Origin of the sequence: Helicobacter sp. MIT 05-5294 (genome assembly GCF_000765675.1) — a bacterium.
In the GTDB taxonomy this organism is placed as follows: domain Bacteria; phylum Campylobacterota; class Campylobacteria; order Campylobacterales; family Helicobacteraceae; genus Helicobacter_D.
The window spans coordinates 81,582-97,862 of record NZ_JRPA02000009.1 but is presented as its reverse complement, the minus strand read 5'-3'; the positions used below and the strand labels follow the sequence as shown (position 1 = coordinate 97,862).

Annotated in this window: 16 protein-coding genes; 5 read left to right on the top strand and 11 right to left on the bottom strand. The window is 39.2% G+C overall.

Going from position 1 to position 16,281, the window contains the following annotated elements:
* The first annotated feature begins 1 nt into the window (after position 1).
* The 4 genes from LS69_RS06205 (at position 2) to metA (ending at position 3,430) form a co-directional block, all read left to right on the top strand.
* Positions 2 to 619, top strand: coding sequence for a T6SS effector amidase Tae4 family protein (locus tag LS69_RS06205; protein WP_238699197.1), 618 nt, complete (start codon positions 2 to 4; stop codon positions 617 to 619).
* 1 nt (position 620) lies between these two features.
* Positions 621 to 1,019: a hypothetical protein gene (locus LS69_RS06200; protein WP_138123224.1), complete on the top strand. Its 399-nt coding sequence runs from the start codon at positions 621 to 623 to the stop codon at positions 1,017 to 1,019.
* 216 nt (positions 1,020 to 1,235) lie between these two features.
* Positions 1,236 to 2,534, top strand: a complete 1,299-nt coding sequence (locus LS69_RS06195; RefSeq protein WP_138123222.1) for an aminotransferase class V-fold PLP-dependent enzyme — start codon at positions 1,236 to 1,238, stop codon at positions 2,532 to 2,534.
* 8 nt (positions 2,535 to 2,542) lie between these two features.
* Positions 2,543 to 3,430, top strand: coding sequence for a homoserine O-succinyltransferase (metA, locus tag LS69_RS06190; RefSeq protein ID WP_138123220.1), 888 nt, complete (start codon positions 2,543 to 2,545; stop codon positions 3,428 to 3,430).
* On the opposite strand, the gene LS69_RS06185 is transcribed toward metA, so the two are convergent.
* From LS69_RS06185 to LS69_RS10840, 5 genes are all read right to left on the bottom strand, one after another.
* Positions 3,417 to 3,872: a hypothetical protein gene (locus LS69_RS06185; protein ID WP_138123218.1), complete on the bottom strand. Its 456-nt coding sequence runs from the start codon at positions 3,870 to 3,872 to the stop codon at positions 3,417 to 3,419. The genes metA and LS69_RS06185 overlap by 14 nt on opposite strands.
* A gap of 4 nt (positions 3,873 to 3,876) precedes the next feature.
* Positions 3,877 to 4,425 carry a hypothetical protein gene (locus LS69_RS06180; protein WP_138123216.1) on the bottom strand — a complete coding sequence of 183 codons (549 nt, stop codon included), beginning with the start codon at positions 4,423 to 4,425 and terminating at the stop codon, positions 3,877 to 3,879.
* Entirely contained in the window at positions 4,425 to 7,688 is a 3,264-nt protein-coding gene (gene carB, locus LS69_RS06175) for a carbamoyl-phosphate synthase large subunit (RefSeq protein ID WP_138123214.1), read from the bottom strand. The genes LS69_RS06180 and carB overlap by 1 nt, the downstream gene beginning before the upstream one ends.
* A gap of 68 nt (positions 7,689 to 7,756) precedes the next feature.
* The gene (gene gmk / locus LS69_RS06170) at positions 7,757 to 8,371 is read right to left on the bottom strand and encodes a guanylate kinase (RefSeq protein ID WP_138123212.1); all 615 of its coding nucleotides are present in this window, start codon (positions 8,369 to 8,371) and stop codon (positions 7,757 to 7,759) included.
* A gap of 5 nt (positions 8,372 to 8,376) precedes the next feature.
* A complete protein-coding gene (locus LS69_RS10840) occupies positions 8,377 to 10,317 on the bottom strand; it encodes a hypothetical protein (protein WP_238699195.1) in 1,941 nt (646 codons plus the stop codon).
* Positions 10,318 to 10,418: 101 nt separating this feature from the next.
* Between LS69_RS10840 and LS69_RS06160 the strand changes: the two genes are divergently transcribed.
* Positions 10,419 to 10,955: a phospholipase D-like domain-containing protein gene (locus tag LS69_RS06160; RefSeq protein WP_138123210.1), complete on the top strand. Its 537-nt coding sequence runs from the start codon at positions 10,419 to 10,421 to the stop codon at positions 10,953 to 10,955.
* Positions 10,956 to 10,969: 14 nt separating this feature from the next.
* Here the strand turns inward: LS69_RS06160 and LS69_RS06155 are convergent, their stop codons facing one another.
* From LS69_RS06155 to LS69_RS06130, 6 genes are all read right to left on the bottom strand, one after another.
* The gene (locus LS69_RS06155; RefSeq protein ID WP_138123208.1) at positions 10,970 to 11,494 is read right to left on the bottom strand and encodes a hypothetical protein; all 525 of its coding nucleotides are present in this window, start codon (positions 11,492 to 11,494) and stop codon (positions 10,970 to 10,972) included.
* Positions 11,494 to 12,009 carry a hypothetical protein gene (locus LS69_RS06150; protein WP_138123206.1) on the bottom strand — a complete coding sequence of 172 codons (516 nt, stop codon included), beginning with the start codon at positions 12,007 to 12,009 and terminating at the stop codon, positions 11,494 to 11,496. Before LS69_RS06150 ends, LS69_RS06155 begins: the two co-directional genes overlap by 1 nt.
* Positions 12,006 to 13,058, bottom strand: coding sequence for a hypothetical protein (locus LS69_RS06145; protein WP_138123204.1), 1,053 nt, complete (start codon positions 13,056 to 13,058; stop codon positions 12,006 to 12,008). Before LS69_RS06145 ends, LS69_RS06150 begins: the two co-directional genes overlap by 4 nt.
* A 176-nt stretch (positions 13,059 to 13,234) precedes the next feature.
* Complete coding sequence (locus LS69_RS06140; protein WP_138123202.1) at positions 13,235 to 14,140, bottom strand: sulfite exporter TauE/SafE family protein; 906 nt, start codon at positions 14,138 to 14,140, stop codon at positions 13,235 to 13,237.
* Entirely contained in the window at positions 14,128 to 15,609 is a 1,482-nt protein-coding gene (cysS, locus tag LS69_RS06135; protein ID WP_138123200.1) for a cysteine--tRNA ligase, read from the bottom strand. Before cysS ends, LS69_RS06140 begins: the two co-directional genes overlap by 13 nt.
* Positions 15,606 to 16,271, bottom strand: a complete 666-nt coding sequence (locus LS69_RS06130) for a uracil-DNA glycosylase family protein (protein WP_138123198.1) — start codon at positions 16,269 to 16,271, stop codon at positions 15,606 to 15,608. Before LS69_RS06130 ends, cysS begins: the two co-directional genes overlap by 4 nt.
* Positions 16,272 to 16,281: the final 10 nt, after the last annotated feature.

Here is a 16,281-nt window from a genome sequence, read left to right as displayed (position 1 = left end):
AATGACAGAATGGAGAGCTACTTGTGGCACTGCAAGTGCAAGTATAAAGTGTAAAAGACCAAGTTGGAGTAATGTAAGTAAGGCATATAGGGAGATAAACTCTAAAAATATTGCAACAAGGTATGCAATGGTATCAAAAGCCCTTTTGAAAGCACATCAAAGTGGGCTTAGTGGTTATCAAAATTCTTGTGCTTTACAGATAAGCTATGCTTTAAATGAAAGCCAAATGTTTATTGAACAATATCTTTCAAGAAAAGTAGAAAAACAACCACAAGGAATTGAGGATAATTCTATTGCATTGGGTGATGATGGACACAATTATATTATAAAAGTTAAAACATTAATACAATTTTTCCAATTAAAAGAGGTTTGGGGGGATGCTGATGAACCCTACAACCCTAAGATAATGCAAACAGAACAAGATAATATCAATTTTTATAATAATGAATTTTCAAAATTCAATAAAAATGGAGTAGTAGCAATGATGATTAGCGGTTGGAGCAATGCCACAGGACATATTACACTATGGGATGGGGAAGAAAAAGAATTTTTGGATAATTCCAATTATTTAATACAATCGAATTGCATTGTCAAAGAGCTTTATTTTTGGGAATTGTAAAATGCTAAAGAGTAGCGCAATACTATTTATATTATTAATGTTCTTGCCATATTCATTTATCTTTGCGGCAGATAAGCGCAATGAGAAACAATATATGCGCGAATATGGATTAGCATATTGTCTTGCTAATTTTCATCAAACAGAGCCTTCTAATGACATAAAAGCATCATTAAATATCTATTTTGAAAATATGATTGCAGGATATAATAGTTACGAGGAACTTGTAGAATACATTGTGCAATATATTAACAATCATCTTGTGTATGTTAAACCAAATGAAGAGAACCCAAAACCAAATGAGCCCGTATATTTTTTTTCGTGTTTGAGAATGTATGAATCTAAAGACTACCAAGCCGAAATTGAACGCATAGTAAAGAAGTATTGTAAGGATTGTAAATAATTGTAACGCACTCTAATCCCATAATCCCTTAAAAGAAAACGCCAATAAAACAAAGCAAACTCATTTAAAACGCCTTGAATCTAAAATCTTATTTTTAAAAGGCGATTCCACACTTATTTGTAAAAAAATAAAATTTTTTAATAAATTTTTAAATACATATTGTATTTTTTAAATTTTATGCTATAATTTCATAAATTTTTACAAAAGGAAAACAAAATGGCAAATTTAGCCCACAATAACTACACACAAGAAACCCTCGCTTTACACGCAGGTTACACTTACGATTCGGAGCGCACTCTAAGTGTACCGATTTATCAAAACACAGCATATAGTTTTGAGACTTTAGAACAAGCAGCCGCGAGATTTGGTCTGCAAGAGCTTGGCAATATTTACTCTAGACTTACTAATCCTACCTTTAGAATCCTAGGCGACCGCCTCGCCGCAGTTGAGGGTGGTGCTTTTGGCGTCGCCACAGCTAGTGGAACTTCTGCGATTTTTTACGCATTAGCAAATCTCGCACAAAATGGAGATAGTATTGTGTATTCTAACAAAATCTATGGTGGCACACAAACCCTTATCGTGCACACGCTTAAGCGATTTGGCATTCATTCCAAAGTCTTTGATATTGACGATATTGAGGGAACTTTGGAATCCGCAATTGATGAAAAAACTAAGGTGATTTTCTTTGAGAGCCTCTCCAATCCGCAAATCGCGATTGCTGATGTGGAAAAAATCGTCAAAATCGCACAAAAGCACGGAATCGTAACGATTTGTGATAACACCGTCGCCACTGCATTTTTGCACAGACCTTTTGATTTTGGCGTAGATGTTTGCGTATATAGCTTAAGCAAATATGTTAATGGGCAAGGAAGCGCACTCGGTGGGGCAGTGATTGAACGCAAAGGATTAAATGAATTGCTCGTAAAAAATCCCCGCTACCCTGCTTTTAATACCCCAGATGAAAGTTATCACGGACTTGTGTATGCTTCCCTTGCAGAGGCTTTGCCTATTTTTGGAATCCGCCTCATCACAGAATGGCTAAGAAACATCGGCGCGACCATCTCTCCGCAAAACGCTTGGATTATCCTACAAGGTTTAGAAACCTTAGAATTGCGTATCAAAAAGCACAGCCAAAACGCATTAGAAGTAGCAAAATTCTTGCAAAATCACCCAAAAGTCAAGGGCGTTTTCTACCCCGCCCTATCCGACAACCCCTACAATGCGTTGCTTAAAAAATACTTTAAAGATTCGCAATCAAGCGGACTTCTAAGCTTTGAAGTCTCTAGCTTTGAAGAAGCAAAAAAAGTCTGCAATGCGCTAGAAATTTTCGCGATTGTAGCAAACATTGGCGATTCTAAATCCCTCGTGATTCACCCAGCTTCCACAACCCATTCACAGCTTAACGAATCCGAGCTAAAATCCGCAGGTATCACGCCTTGCACGATTCGTTTAAGTATTGGTTTGGAATCCCCGCAAGACCTGATTGCAGACTTAAAACAGGCATTAGAAAAATAAGGATTCCTATGCCATTAATCATTCCAGAGGATATTCCAGCCTTTTCGTTTTTGAAGCAAAATGCGTTTATTATGGGATATAATCGCGCGAAATCCCAAGATATTCGCACTTTGGAAGTCTTGATTTTCAACCTTATGCCGACAAAAATAGAAACAGAAAATCAGATTCTATCCCTCCTTGCAAACTCCCCTTTGCAAGTGAATATCACTCTGCTTTCTACGGCAAGTTACATAGGGAAAAACACGCCAAAATCTCATCTTGATAGATTCTATGTTAATTTTGAAAACATCAAGAATCGCAAATTTGATGGTGCGATTGTTACAGGTGCGCCCATAGAGCATTTAGACTTTGAAGAAGTGAAATATTGGGGAGAATTTACGCGCATTATGGACTTCCTAAAAACAAATTGCACAAGCTCGTTGTATCTTTGTTGGGGAGCAATGGCAGGACTGCATTATTTCCACAATATCCAAAAGATTCCTTTGGATTCCAAACTCTTTGGCGTTTTTGAACATTTTTGGGTAGAAAAGGATTTGTTGCTCAATGGCTTAGATGAAATCGTTAAGATTCCACATTCAAGGCATTCTGGAATCAACGAATCGCAAGTCAGAAACAACAAAAATCTAAAAATTCTACTTGAAGGTGAATTAAGCGGAATCGCGGCATTAAAGGACGAAAAAGACTTTTTCATCTTAGGACACCCTGAATATTCCAAAGAAACGCTAGACTTGGAATATAAGCGTGATTTAAATCAAGGGCTAGAAATCGCCCCACCCTATCATTATTATAATGAAAATCAAAATCCAATGTTTATTTGGCGTTCAAGTGCTAGTATGCTTTTTGCAAATTGGCTAAACTTCTCTGTTTATCAAGACACGCCTTTTATTCTGCATTAGGTTTCTCATAATAAACGAGATTCCTTTTGCGCGTTTCAAAGTCTTCTGAATCCTCACTTAAATAAACAATATAACGCGCATCTTCATATAATCCGCGAATACTCTGCATTTCTCCAGCAATACTTAAAGTATAATCCTTTGCCAAAAAAATCTCTCCTGCTGCTTTTCCTAAACTTGGGAAAAACAACAAAACCGCACTGCCTAATAAAACCACAAAAAGAATCTTAAAAATCTTCTCCACAAATGGAATCGCAAACCCAATTCCAAAGATGGCAACCAACAGCAAAAACGCAATGGGGTTAAAAACATTAAAAAAAAATGGATTAAAAAAAACGCTAATACCATAATATTGGATATATCCGCTAAAAATTGTCGCCCAAAAAACAGCAAACAGCAAAAAAACAAGCATAAAACTAACAATCATTGAAGACGCAACTTTCATTCACTCACCTTACACATTTGAGATTAACATTAGAGACTTTATAGATTTTGGAGGGATTGGATTCTTGCAAACCGCGTTTATCTAGCACAATAATATCTGCATTGCCACACGCGAAATCCAAATCAAATTTACATTTGTGCGCGTTTGCAGAACTTGAAAACAAATAAGGAAAAAACTGCAGAAAATCACTATGGGAAGCCTCTTGCGATTCTTTGCCAACATTTCCTTTGCGCACCACACGAATCGCAAGATTGGCATTGCAAGGATTTTCAAGCATTAATGCGTGTTTTCCTCTGTAAATAAAGGTGTTTTTTGTACTTTTGCGGATTTTGTTTTTGTATTTTGCAGGAGGACGCACGAGATTTTTGAGTTTCTCCAAAGAATCTAGTGTTAAAAGCACATTTTGGAGCTTGGCGCGCCCTTTAATAGCATTGAGTTTTGTAAAATCTGCGCACAAAAATCCCGCCGTTGTATCGCTTTGAGCCAAAAATACAGGCGTATGCGCTACCCACCACTCCTTGCTAAATTGCTCCTTTTGCGATTCCTCTCTCATTAAGCTAAATAATCCTGAATCGCCTTAGCAACATTAGGGCTATAAGATTTTAATTCAGCAATCGCACACACTGCGACACGCGCCGCTTCAATCGTAGTAAAATAAGGCACATTATGACGCAAAACTTGTGTGCGAATCTTATCGGTATCATCTTTGCTAGAAGCCTCATCACTTGTATTAATCGCCAAAGCAATCTCTCTATTAGCAAGCATATCCCCGATATTTGGACGCCCCTCACTAATCTTTAATGCCTCCTCGCACGGGATTCCTGCGTTTTGTAGAATCTCTGCTGTGCCTTTTGTTGCACAAAGATGAAAGCCAAAGCTTAGCAAATCTTTCGCCAAAGGAATCGCTTGGGGTTTATCCAAAGTCCTTAATGAGATGAAGACTTTTCCTTGCGTTGGAAGTGAGTTTTTACAAGCAAGCTGACTTTTAGCAAAGCTTAGCCCAAAACTCTCGCTAATCCCCATAACTTCGCCTGTAGAACGCATTTCAGGACCTAGCACCATTACCGCGCCATTGAGCTTGTTAAATGGAAAGACGGATTCTTTGACCGCAATATGTTTGGAATCTTTTGGCTTATAAAGCCCCTCTTTAAATTCTGTTTTTTGGAATCTGTCATATCGTTTGAGTGCGGATTTTAAGTCACCATTAATCATTACATCGGTTGCGACTTTGGCAAGTGGAATCCCTGTTGCCTTGCTAACAAAAGGAACGGTGCGTGAAGCGCGAGGATTGACTTCAATAAGATAAAGCGTATTTTCAAAGATTGCGTATTGCGTATTCATTAAACCAACAACCCCGAGATTCCTAGCGATTTTTGCTGTCGTTTCTTCTACTTCTTTAATGCGTTCTTTGGATAAACTAATCGTAGGCAAAGAACAAGCAGAATCGCCACTATGGATTCCCGCCTCTTCAATATGCTGCATAATCCCTGCGATATAGACTTCCTTGCCATCACAAATAATATCCACATCTAATTCAATGGCATTATTTAGGAATTTGTCAATCAGCACCGGACTATCCTCGCTCACACTTATCGCTTCACTCATATAATTCTGCAATTCACCCACATTATAAACAATCCGCATAGAACGACCACCCAAAACATAGCTTGGACGCACAAGCACAGGGAAACCGATATTTTGGGCGATTGTTATCGCTTCTTCTTTGGTATAAGCTGTGCCATTTTGGGGCTGAATCAATCCATTTTCTTCTACAAATTTTGCAAACTTCTCTCTATCTTCTGCAATATCAATCGTTCTCGCACTCGTCCCGATAATCTTCGCGCCGATTTTGGTAAGCTTTTTAGCGAGTTTCAAAGGCGTTTGCCCTCCAAAATGCACGATGATTCCATCAGGTTTTTCCCGCTCAATCACGCTTCGCACATGTTCAAAAGTAATGGGCTCAAAATACAGCACATCGCTCGTGTCATAATCTGTGCTGACGGTTTCTGGATTGCAATTATACATAATGCTTGTATAGCCCATATCACGCAATGCAAAACTTGCATGCACACAAGCATAATCAAACTCTATTCCCTGCCCGATACGATTAGGTCCCCCACCGATGATTAGCACTTTTTTCTTGCTAGATTGTGGAGTATTTTGGGATTCTTCATTTGCTTTTTCAAAAGGAATCACAGAATACAAATACGCCGTTTTTGTCGCAAACTCCGCCGCGCAAGTATCTACTTCATTATATTCTAGCGTGATATTTGCCTTTTGACGCAAAGCATAAATATCTTCCTCGCGCAATTCTAAAGATTCGCTTTTATTAATCAAAAAGGCAAGCATTCTATCACTAAAACCGCTTCTTTTGACCAATCGCAAAAACTCTGCGTCATTTAATTTTTCAAAAGTGATTTGCTTCTCTAGCGCAATAATTTGCGCAATTTCATTAAGGAAGTAAAAATCAATTTTGCACCATTTTTGCACTTCCTCTACACTTGTTCCACAGCGAAACGCATCGGCGACATAAAGCAAACGCTCCGCATTGGGACGACGCACTTCGCGTTGAATCTCGCTTAAATCACTACTGATAGGAGTGAAACCAAAAATTCCTGTCTCTAGGCTATTGAGTGCTTTTTGTAAAGATTCTTTGAAAGTCGTGCCAATCGCCATCACTTCACCGATAGATTTCATTGAAGTTGTTAGCGTGGAATCCGCTTGAGGGAATTTTTCGAAAGTAAAGCGAGGGATTTTAGTTACAATATAATCAATGCTAGGTTCAAAACTCGCAGGAGTTCCTGTAATATCGTTTTTGATTTCATCTAAAGTAAAGCCCACCGCAAGTAAGGTAGCGACTTTGGCAATCGGATAGCCTGTTGCTTTAGAAGCAAGTGCAGAAGAGCGGGAAACGCGGGGATTCATTTCAATCACGGTCATTCTGCCTGTGGTTGGATTAATCGCAAACTGCACATTGCTTCCGCCCGTATCCACCCCAATCTCGCGCAAAATCGCGAAAGAAGCATCACGCATTCGTTGGTATTCTTTATCTGTGAGTGTGAGTGCTGGTGCAATCGTGATGGAATCCCCCGTATGCACACCCATTGGGTCTAAATTTTCAATGCTGCAAACAATAATGCAGTTATCCGCGCTATCGCGAATCACCTCCATTTCAAATTCTTTCCAACCAAGCAAGGATTCTTCAATCAAAATTTCGCCTATTGGGCTAATCTCTAAACCATTTTGGGCGAGATTCTTAAACTCATCAATATTATACGCAACACCACTTCCCCCACCTGCTAGAGTGTAACTTGCGCGGATAATCAAAGGGAATCCAATCTCTTTTGCCGCCTCTAACGCCTCATCTAAAGTATAAGCATAGCGAGATTTCGGCAAATCCATACCGATTTTTAACATTGCCTCTTTGAAAGCCTGTCTATCTTCGCCTTTTTTAATCGCTTCTGGCTTCGCCCCGAGGAATTGCACACCTTTTAGCATACCTTTTTCAAACATTGTCATTGCGATATTGAGCGCAGTTTGTCCTCCCATTGTAGGCAAAATTGCATCAACTTTTTCTTTTTGGATAATATCGGCAACCAATTCTTCTGTAATGGGTTCAATATAAGTGCGGTCGGCAAACTCCGGGTCTGTCATAATCGTCGCTGGATTAGAGTTAATCAAAACAACTTTATAACCCAACTCTTTAAGCGTTTTTGCGGCTTGTGTGCCAGAATAGTCAAACTCACACGCTTGTCCAATCACGATTGGTCCTGAACCAATCAAAAGAATCGTTTGAATATCATTTCGTTTTGGCATAGAATCCCTTTTGCATTTTGGAAAAATTTGGTAATTTTAGCGTTTTATGACTTAAACTGCTAGAAAATTTATTTTTCCCAATTTTGCAAAAAAGGCTGTATTTCATACAAACTTGCTTTGCAAAACGCGCTTTTTGCGATACAAATAAGCTTTTTTGCGGAATCCTCTAAATTTTCATTGAGAATCAAATAATCAAAATTGGCGAGGTTTTTCACCTCATCTAGCGCATTTTCCAATCGTTTTTCAATCACCTCTGCATTATCGCTCCCGCGCCCTTTAAGGCGTTGCGATAAAATGCTTTTGCTAGGAGTTGTGATAAAAACACTTGTCGTATGATTAGGGAAAGATTTTTTAAGGTTTGCCTGTCCTTGCACATCAATATCAAAAATCACGAGTTTATCCTCATTTAATGCCTCTAAAACTTGCTTTTTGGAAGTGCCATAATAGTTTCCATGCACCTCTGCCCATTCTAAAAATTCTCCCTTTTGGATTCCGCATTCAAAAGTTGCTTTGTCTATGAAATGATAATGCACTCCCTCCACTTCGCCCTCGCGTTTGGAGCGCGTTGTAGAAGAAATAGAAAAGTAATGATTGGGAAACTCTTTAGCTAGAATCTTATACAATGAGCTTTTTCCCGCTCCGCTAGGACCAGAGAGGATTAGAATCGCTCCTTTATGCTTCATAGATTCTAATCTTTCTTAGGGAATTGAATGTTGATATTAATCGTCGCACCACTTAATAAGTCTTTAAGATTCTGCGCTTGTAGCCCTTGCAATACGCTAATTAAAGATTCTAAAGAATTTGCCTGAATATTGCTTGGCAGTGCAGAATCCGAATTGCTTTGGTCATTAGGCACGATAGGTGCAGGATTTGGGGCTTTAACGATGGGTTCTCCTAAAGCCTCACTCATACCCTCCGCACTTAAACTATCAAAATCGTCCAAACCGCCTAATGTAGATTCGCTAGGCTCATTAGGTTGTGAGGATTCCAAAGCTTCTACTTCTGCACTCTCTGTGCCTAAATCCTCTCCTAAATCCAAATCAGATTCCAAAGATTCCGCTTGGGTCGCATCTGATAGTTCAGATTCTACTTGAGATTCTCCCAAATCCTCATCAAAAGCGACTTCCGAGATTGGCGATTCTTCACCTAAATCACTAGAATCCACAATCTCACCTAAATCCAATTCTTGCGCGTCTTCGGATTCTTCAGATTCCTGCGCTTCGCCTAAATCCTGTGAATCTCCCAAATCCCCTAAAGAGTCCAAATCCGCATTCGCAGTCTCTACTGCTTCCTCTCCGATTGATTTACCCTCACTAGATAAATCCCCTAAATCCAAATCTTTTAAATCCTCTAACCCATTAGAAGATTCATCAGAAATCTCGCTAGATTCTGCCTCTCCTCCAAAATCTGCCAAATCGCCCAAATTTCCTAAATCATTGGATTCTAAATTAGAATCAGAATCGCCTAAATCCTGCGCCTCCGCTAAATTATCCAAACCAACATCGCCCAAATCACCACCCAAATCTAAATCATTTGTCAAACTCTCCAAATCCATATCCGATTCTGCTGGTTGTGAATCTTGTGCTAGATTCGGTTCTGTCGCTTCTTCTTCTAGGGATTCTTTCATTTCTAAGGAATCTTTAGATTCTTGATTTTCTGTCTCGCCCAAATCCAAATCCCCAAAATCAAAATCTTCCGTTCCCTCTGTTGTTGCAAAATCTGCGCTATTGGCGCGAATATCATCTTCTACTTCCAAATTCTCTAGTTGCAAATCCTCTGAAGATTCCTCATTTTCTTCTTCTGCACCAATCTTATCAAGCTCTGCTGTCAAATCCCCAAAATCCAAATCATCACCCGCACTAGAATCGTCACCAACATCAAATTCTTTGCCTAAATCTAGTGCTTCCTCTTTGGATTCTTCTTTAGAATCTTCATCGGATAGCAAGTCTTTAATCTCTTCCACATCGCCTTTATCTAGCACATTTAAATCTTGCGATTCTTCTTGCAAATCTTCCGAATCCTCCGCGCCAAAGTCTAGCTGTTCATCACCCGCTGTTTGCGCTGCTTCTTCTATCCCTTCTGCCGCGCCAAAGTCTAGCTGTTCATCGCCAGAATCTACGGCTTCTTCTATGCCCTCTTCGCTCTCTTCCGCGCCAAAGTCTAGTTGCGCATCACCCGCGCCTACTTCGTCATCATCTAACTGCAAATCATCAAACCCGGATAAATCAAGCTCTTCATCTAAGCCCTCTAAGGATTCGTCTCCAAGGTCTAATGCGTCTTCATTCTCTGCCTTATGTGCGTGTGAATTATCAATAGGTGTGATTCCAGAAATCTTGCTCAATATTTTCACAAGGTCTGTTGGTAAAAATGGCTTTTGGATATATTCATTAAACCCCTCCAAACGCTCTGTGGATTTGGCATAAAATAATCCAAATTTTGTTTCGGGATTTTCCCTCTTGTAAGAGTCAAACAATTCTTGCTCAAAACATTCATCATCAATCAATACAATTTCTGCGCCCCGATTCAAACTTATCTCGTGGGATTCTTCTATCTCAATGCCAAGTTTAGCCACGCTCAATGCTACGAGTTTGCTAATAATGGGATTCTTATTGATAAGATATAGTTTCATTGGATACTCCGTGCTTCCAAATTTTGGCTTTGTTTGCTCTTTTAAACAAAGAATTGCTAAAATTCTAGCAATTTGTATCTTAATTTTACAAGGAACTTTTAATGTTTAAAAAAGTTTTAGCAATTCTTGGAATTTTTGCAGGTTTATTGGTTGGTTTTTCCTATGCAGACACACTTTATTTTATGCCACAAGAACAAGATAAAGCTTTCAAAACGCTCATTTCCACTATCTCTAACACACAAAAAACATTAGATGTCGCGATTTACAGCTTCACCAACCGCGAAATCAGCAAGGCAATTCGTGATATTGCCAAAAAAGGCGTTAAAGTGAGAATCGTTTATGATAAAAAAAGCAATCAAAACGCCAACAAATCCACTATTGGCTATCTTGCAAAGCTTAAAAACATAGAAACTTGTTTGCTTGAAGGAGAACTTTCAGAGAATCGCAAATTTCGCGGGTTAATGCATATGAAAATGGCAATCAGCGATGAAAATGCCCTTGTTTTAGGCTCTGCAAATTGGTCTAAAAGCGCATTTGAAACCAATTATGAAACATTTCTCATCACACAAGATAAAGATTCTATTTTTAAAGCCAAACGCGCCTTTGAAAAAATGTTTCAAAAATGCGAAAAATATTGATTTAGTGCGTTGAATTAGAGATTTAAAAAATAAGCGTCCAATCGGAAAGAGAAAACTAACTCCGCACCCTCTCTTTCAATATGAATCGGGAAATTAAACCGCACAATGCCGGGCATAGATTGCGTCATTTTAAGAGCTTCTTTGAGCTTATGAATATTTTGCAAACGACCGCTAATCACGAATCTTTGCTTAAGGTATTTACCCTCTAAAATCGGCGTTCCATCTGCCACAACACCAACATTTTCAAAGATAATCCTTAGCTTTTCTTCAATCTCTCTTTGTGTGATTTGATGTTCAAAGCCCCGAAGCGTGCGTGCATTTTGATTTTGATAATTGATAAGCTTTTGCATTTCTGCATCGCGTTGGGATTCCACTTGACTTTGCACATAAAGTTCTTTGCGATATTGGGCATTGGTTTTGCGGAAAATATCTAATTGTGGCTTGACCACAGCAAGGAAAACTCCAATCACCATAAAAAAGTAAAAAACAAAGAAAAAAGTATTACGAATCCAATCAATTTGTGCAAAAAACGCCCTCATTATTGCACTTCCTCTTGGTTTAATTTGCTAATAGAAACGAAATTATACCAACCATTTGGCAACATATAAAAATCCGCGCGACTTTGATTGAATATTGAGCGGAGCGGCACTTCAAGCAAGAAAGTATAAATTTGCTTTGAAGGCGTTGTGCCATAAAGCGTGAGTTGGTATTGTTCCATTTGAATTTTGTTCAATGTAATTTGCTCTGGAATCAAATCAAAAAGATTCTCCACGCTCTCTTGTAGCATTTTGTTTTGATTGACCGCATAGGCTTCAAATTGCACTTTTTCTTCCTCTATAATCATCATTTCTTGATATTCTTTGATTTGTTTGAGCATTTGCTGCTGTGCTTCTAACGCAGCTTTTTCGTTTTGTTGCATAAAATATCCTTGCACTTTTAGCATTGCCACAAAACCTGCAAAAATAAAAAGCGTCAAGAAAATATAACCCCACCAAATGCGCGAAACTTTTTTTAAAATTGTTTTTTTGCCGGGTTGCGTGAAACTATAATTCATACTTGCCCTTTTGATTCAAAAAACTTATAAGATTCATAACCCAAATTGGCTAGTTCTTTGGAAATATCACAAGATAGAATCTGCACTTCTAGCATTGTGATTTGTTGGATTTGTTGGAGTGTTTCTTGCGCAATATCGTGGGGGTTGAAAATCACGATTTGATTGATAAATTCGCTGTTATAGAGTTCATTACTATAAAACTCATTAAGAGCGGATTGGATAAATTTCGCAGCGGTGTTAATACGCGAAAAATCGTCCAAATCATCGCCTTTTGAAGATTCTTCATCATCCTCGTGCGACCCCTCATCTCCCTCATCGTTTTTTAAAACCTTAATCAGCTCATCGTCATTACTGCTTTCACTCTCCAAATCCACGACATTTTCAATACTGCTTAGCTCGTTTTGCAAATCCGATTCAATATCGGTTTTGCGTATATCATCCTCATCTTCACTTAAGGAATGCTTCACGACAGATAATCCCAAATCAATCTCACTCTCTAGCACATAATAACCGCCAAACAAAACACCCGCGTCTTGTTTAGTAACAATCAAAGTCATATTGGAGCGTTGGAAAAGCACATAAAGTTTACAAGAATCCTGAAAAGTATCCTTAGCCAAACGATACAATATCATAAAAGGAGAAATAACAAAATCCGCGCCCAGCTTTAAAAAGCGTTTTTTAGTCTCTGCAACTCCCTCGTTAGGGACATAAACAGACCAATTATTATCAAATCTCTTATAAACAATTTCGTTGCAATTCACGCCATGTTTTTGGAAATCTTCTTCTTTGTCTGAGTTAATCACGCCTTGTGTAATGGAATAAGAAAGGGTTGAAACATAAGTAAAAGGATTTTTGGCGCGAATCTTTTTGATATAACGCACCGCTTGGATAGGCAATTCGCCCGGATTGGTTTTAAATTCTTTGATTTGAGTTTCCAAAAGTTGCCCTCTGCGGTAAAAATTCACCGCAATACTACACAGCTTGTGATCCACTTCAATACCGGCAATCACCGTGGCAAAAAATGGGCGAATCATTTTCATCAAATTCATCATTACTCCAAAACTCTAAACTGAAACTCGCATTGCTAATAGTATGCAATTTTGGCTTAAAAAATAGACTTTTTAAGCAAATATTTTGTTTTTTATCAAACCAAATCCAACAAACCCCAAATCAAACCTCTCTTTTAGCCTTTAAGATTCTACACTTTGCAACTTTTTATTGCATTTTAATGGCACATTTGGGATTGTGTAGAATCTTTATGCTCCAAATCCTTTGGGTGCATTTGCAATTCTGCTTCATCTGAAAAATGCGCGGAATCCTTCTGATGAGATTCCATTTGCATGGAATCTCCTTGATTTGAAGCAGAATCTCTTTGTTCTGAATTATGATTGTGCATAGGCGGAATTGCAGAATCGTGCGTCATAGAGTGCATTTTGTGCGCCATTTGGGGATTGTTTAAAAATTTCACACCCTTTTCTATCATCAAGATTCCAAACACAACAATCGCAAGTGCGGCAAGGCTCATTGCGAACTTGCGCCAAAATGTTTGATTTAGAATCGTATTTGCCACGATTCCAAATATAAGCAAAGGCACGATTGTGCTAAGCCCAAAGACAAGCATTACCAATGCGCCTTTAAAAATACTCGCAGACGCAGCGGCACTAAAGAGAAACGCATACACAAAGCCACAGGGCAACAAGCCATTTAGGATTCCAAGCAAATAAAGACTTAAAGGGCTTTTGAGACTTAAGGCATTATGGAATCCCTGCTGATACCACTTAGAATTTTGCACGGAGCGTTCTAGAATTGTTAGGAATCTTAGCTTACCCAAAAGCGAAAGCCCCGCAAACATCATCAAAGCACCAGCTCCCACAAACAATGCACCGCGCAAAGTGCCATTTAAGCTAAACATACTTCCAAGCATACCTACTAAAGCCCCAAGCATCACATAAGTGCTGACGCGCCCGAGATTATAGAGCAAATGGAATCCTATCATACGCGCTTTGCTGATGTTTTGGTCTACCAATTTCCCGCTAAACGCTAAAACGATTCCACCACACATTCCAATACAATGCCCAAATCCCCCAACAAGCGCAATCCCAAAGAGACTAATAAAATCTAAATGTCCCATATTTTTTCCCATTCGCAACCATTGGGCGTATCCATAATTTCAATTCCAGCCGCCCTTAACTCTTCGCGGATTCTATCGGCATTTGGGAAGTCTTTTGCTTTTTTGTATTCTGCGCGTTTTTGAATCTGTGCTTCAATCTCTGCGCGTTTTTCTTTATCCACGCCAAGCTGGAAGTAAAGAAAAGCGTCTTTAGAGCCCACGCCTAGCACTCTTACCACAAGCGAGAGATTCGCTAAAATCTGCGGAATCTTATCTTTTTGTTTATTATCTAGCATTTCGTTGGCATGGGCGATAAATTCATCTAGCACACTTAGGGCTTTAGAAATATTCAAATCATCGCTTAAGCTTCCCAAAAATGCTTTCCTAAAATCATTTTGGGATTCTGCATTGTTCGGAGTTTTTGGATTATTTTGGGAATTTGCATTTTGGGATTCTATTTCTTGAATCGTTTTACCTTGTGTTTGCAGAATCTGTGCCACGCGCTTTTTTAGGCGATAGATTCTATCCAAACGCTTCTTGGAGCTAAGCAAATCTTCTTCGGCAAAGTTTAGCCCTGCTCGGTAATGTGTGCTTAAAAGATAGAATCGCAAAATCTCTCCATCGTAATTTTTCAGAGCATCTTTGATAAAAAAGCTATTTCCTAGCGACTTCGCCATTTTTTCGCCATTAATGGTTACAAACCCGTTGTGTATCCAGTATTTCGCCAAAGTCTGCCCATCAGCACAGCGCGTTTGACACACTTCGTTTTCATGGTGCGGGAAGAGCAAATCCGCCCCACCTCCGTGAATATCAATCGCATATTCACCTTCAAAAGCCAAATGTTCCTTAATCATCGCACTACATTCAATATGCCAACCCGGACGCCCTTTGCCAAAGGGAGAATCGTAACCCACATCATCAACGCCTTTGTAGCTTTTCCACAAGGCAAAATCTTTGACATCGTGCTTTTGCTCGTTATTTTGGATTCTACTTTGGGATTCTGCTTCAAGGATTCTACCGCTTAAATCGCCATATTTAGCGTCTTTATCCACAGAAAGATACACATCGCCATTGGGGGTTTGATAGGCGAATCCTTTATCCAACAAAACCTGAATCATCGCACAAATGCTATCCAAACTCTGCGTCGCTTTTGGCTCAATATCCGCGCGTTCCACGCCTAGGGATTCCATTTCGTCCAAGTATTTTTGAGTGTAAGTTCGCGTGATGGATTCCACGCTTAAGCCACTTTGTAGGGATTTGTTGATGATTTTATCGTCAATATCGGTGAAATTTTTGGCAAACTTCACGGAGTAACCGCATTCACGCAGAAGTTTGCGCAACAAATCAAACACAATCGCACTTCTTGCGTGTCCTAAATGCGAATCATCATAAACCGTCGGACCACAGACATAAATCCGCACTTCCTTAGGATTAATCGGTATAAATTCAACCTTTTCTTTTTGTTTGCTATCATAAAATCTAATCATCATTGCTCCCTTAAACGAATGCCGAAGTATAGCAGAATTTGCCACGAAATGAGAAGTTTTTGAAGGTTAGTTTTGGCGTTTGTGGGGCTGGTTGAGGGCAGAGAAAAGAAGCTGATATTGCGGTTGAATTTTTGTGAAAAAGAGGGTGGGGGGATAAGGATTTTATAATATTCTTTGGTTTGGGCTGTGAGCGGAAAGTCGAGATTCTTGCAATATTTTTGAAAAAGTGCACTTGCTTTTGTGCCATTGAGACAAATAGTCTTAATCTTGCTTGAACTAAGCAGCACAAAGATGTCATTGAACGCAATATTTTTGAGGCTGCTATCGCTTGAGCCGATAATCTCACAGGTTTGCACAATATCCCACAGCACGAGGGAATGGGATTGTAAAAATGCGGTTTTGGCGGCGATGTTGTTTATTAAGGCTTGATTTTCAGGGCTTGTGATTGTCTTTTGTTTCGTATGTTTGAGTGAAGCGGGGTTTGGGGCGAGATTTTGTGCGATACTCTTATCATCAAACAATGTCCCCAACACTTTCCAGAAACGATTTTGTGGATGTGCATAATAGAATCCCATTTCCCGCGAGGCAACAGAGGGAAAAGAGCCAAGAATGAGGGTTTTAGAATCTGCATTCAAACCACTAGGCTGGAATGGGTGGGTGGGCATTATATCTCCT

Coding starts and splice junctions, on each gene's coding strand:
- LS69_RS06185 (WP_138123218.1), bottom strand. CDS start 3,872: ATGAAAGTTGCGTCTTCAATGATTGTTAGTTTTATGCTTGTTTTTTTG.
- LS69_RS06130 (WP_138123198.1), bottom strand. CDS start 16,271: ATGCCCACCCACCCATTCCAGCCTAGTGGTTTGAATGCAGATTCTAAA.
- metA (WP_138123220.1), top strand. CDS start 2,543: ATGCCATTAATCATTCCAGAGGATATTCCAGCCTTTTCGTTTTTGAAG.
- LS69_RS06155 (WP_138123208.1), bottom strand. CDS start 11,494: ATGAGGGCGTTTTTTGCACAAATTGATTGGATTCGTAATACTTTTTTC.
- carB (WP_138123214.1), bottom strand. CDS start 7,688: ATGCCAAAACGAAATGATATTCAAACGATTCTTTTGATTGGTTCAGGA.
- LS69_RS06205 (WP_238699197.1), top strand. CDS start 2: ATGACAGAATGGAGAGCTACTTGTGGCACTGCAAGTGCAAGTATAAAG.
- LS69_RS06180 (WP_138123216.1), bottom strand. CDS start 4,425: ATGAGAGAGGAATCGCAAAAGGAGCAATTTAGCAAGGAGTGGTGGGTA.
- LS69_RS06160 (WP_138123210.1), top strand. CDS start 10,419: ATGTTTAAAAAAGTTTTAGCAATTCTTGGAATTTTTGCAGGTTTATTG.
- LS69_RS06150 (WP_138123206.1), bottom strand. CDS start 12,009: ATGAATTATAGTTTCACGCAACCCGGCAAAAAAACAATTTTAAAAAAA.
- cysS (WP_138123200.1), bottom strand. CDS start 15,609: ATGATGATTAGATTTTATGATAGCAAACAAAAAGAAAAGGTTGAATTT.
- LS69_RS06200 (WP_138123224.1), top strand. CDS start 621: ATGCTAAAGAGTAGCGCAATACTATTTATATTATTAATGTTCTTGCCA.
- LS69_RS06140 (WP_138123202.1), bottom strand. CDS start 14,140: ATGGGACATTTAGATTTTATTAGTCTCTTTGGGATTGCGCTTGTTGGG.
- LS69_RS10840 (WP_238699195.1), bottom strand. CDS start 10,317: ATGAAACTATATCTTATCAATAAGAATCCCATTATTAGCAAACTCGTA.
- gmk (WP_138123212.1), bottom strand. CDS start 8,371: ATGAAGCATAAAGGAGCGATTCTAATCCTCTCTGGTCCTAGCGGAGCG.
- LS69_RS06195 (WP_138123222.1), top strand. CDS start 1,236: ATGGCAAATTTAGCCCACAATAACTACACACAAGAAACCCTCGCTTTA.
- LS69_RS06145 (WP_138123204.1), bottom strand. CDS start 13,058: ATGAATTTGATGAAAATGATTCGCCCATTTTTTGCCACGGTGATTGCC.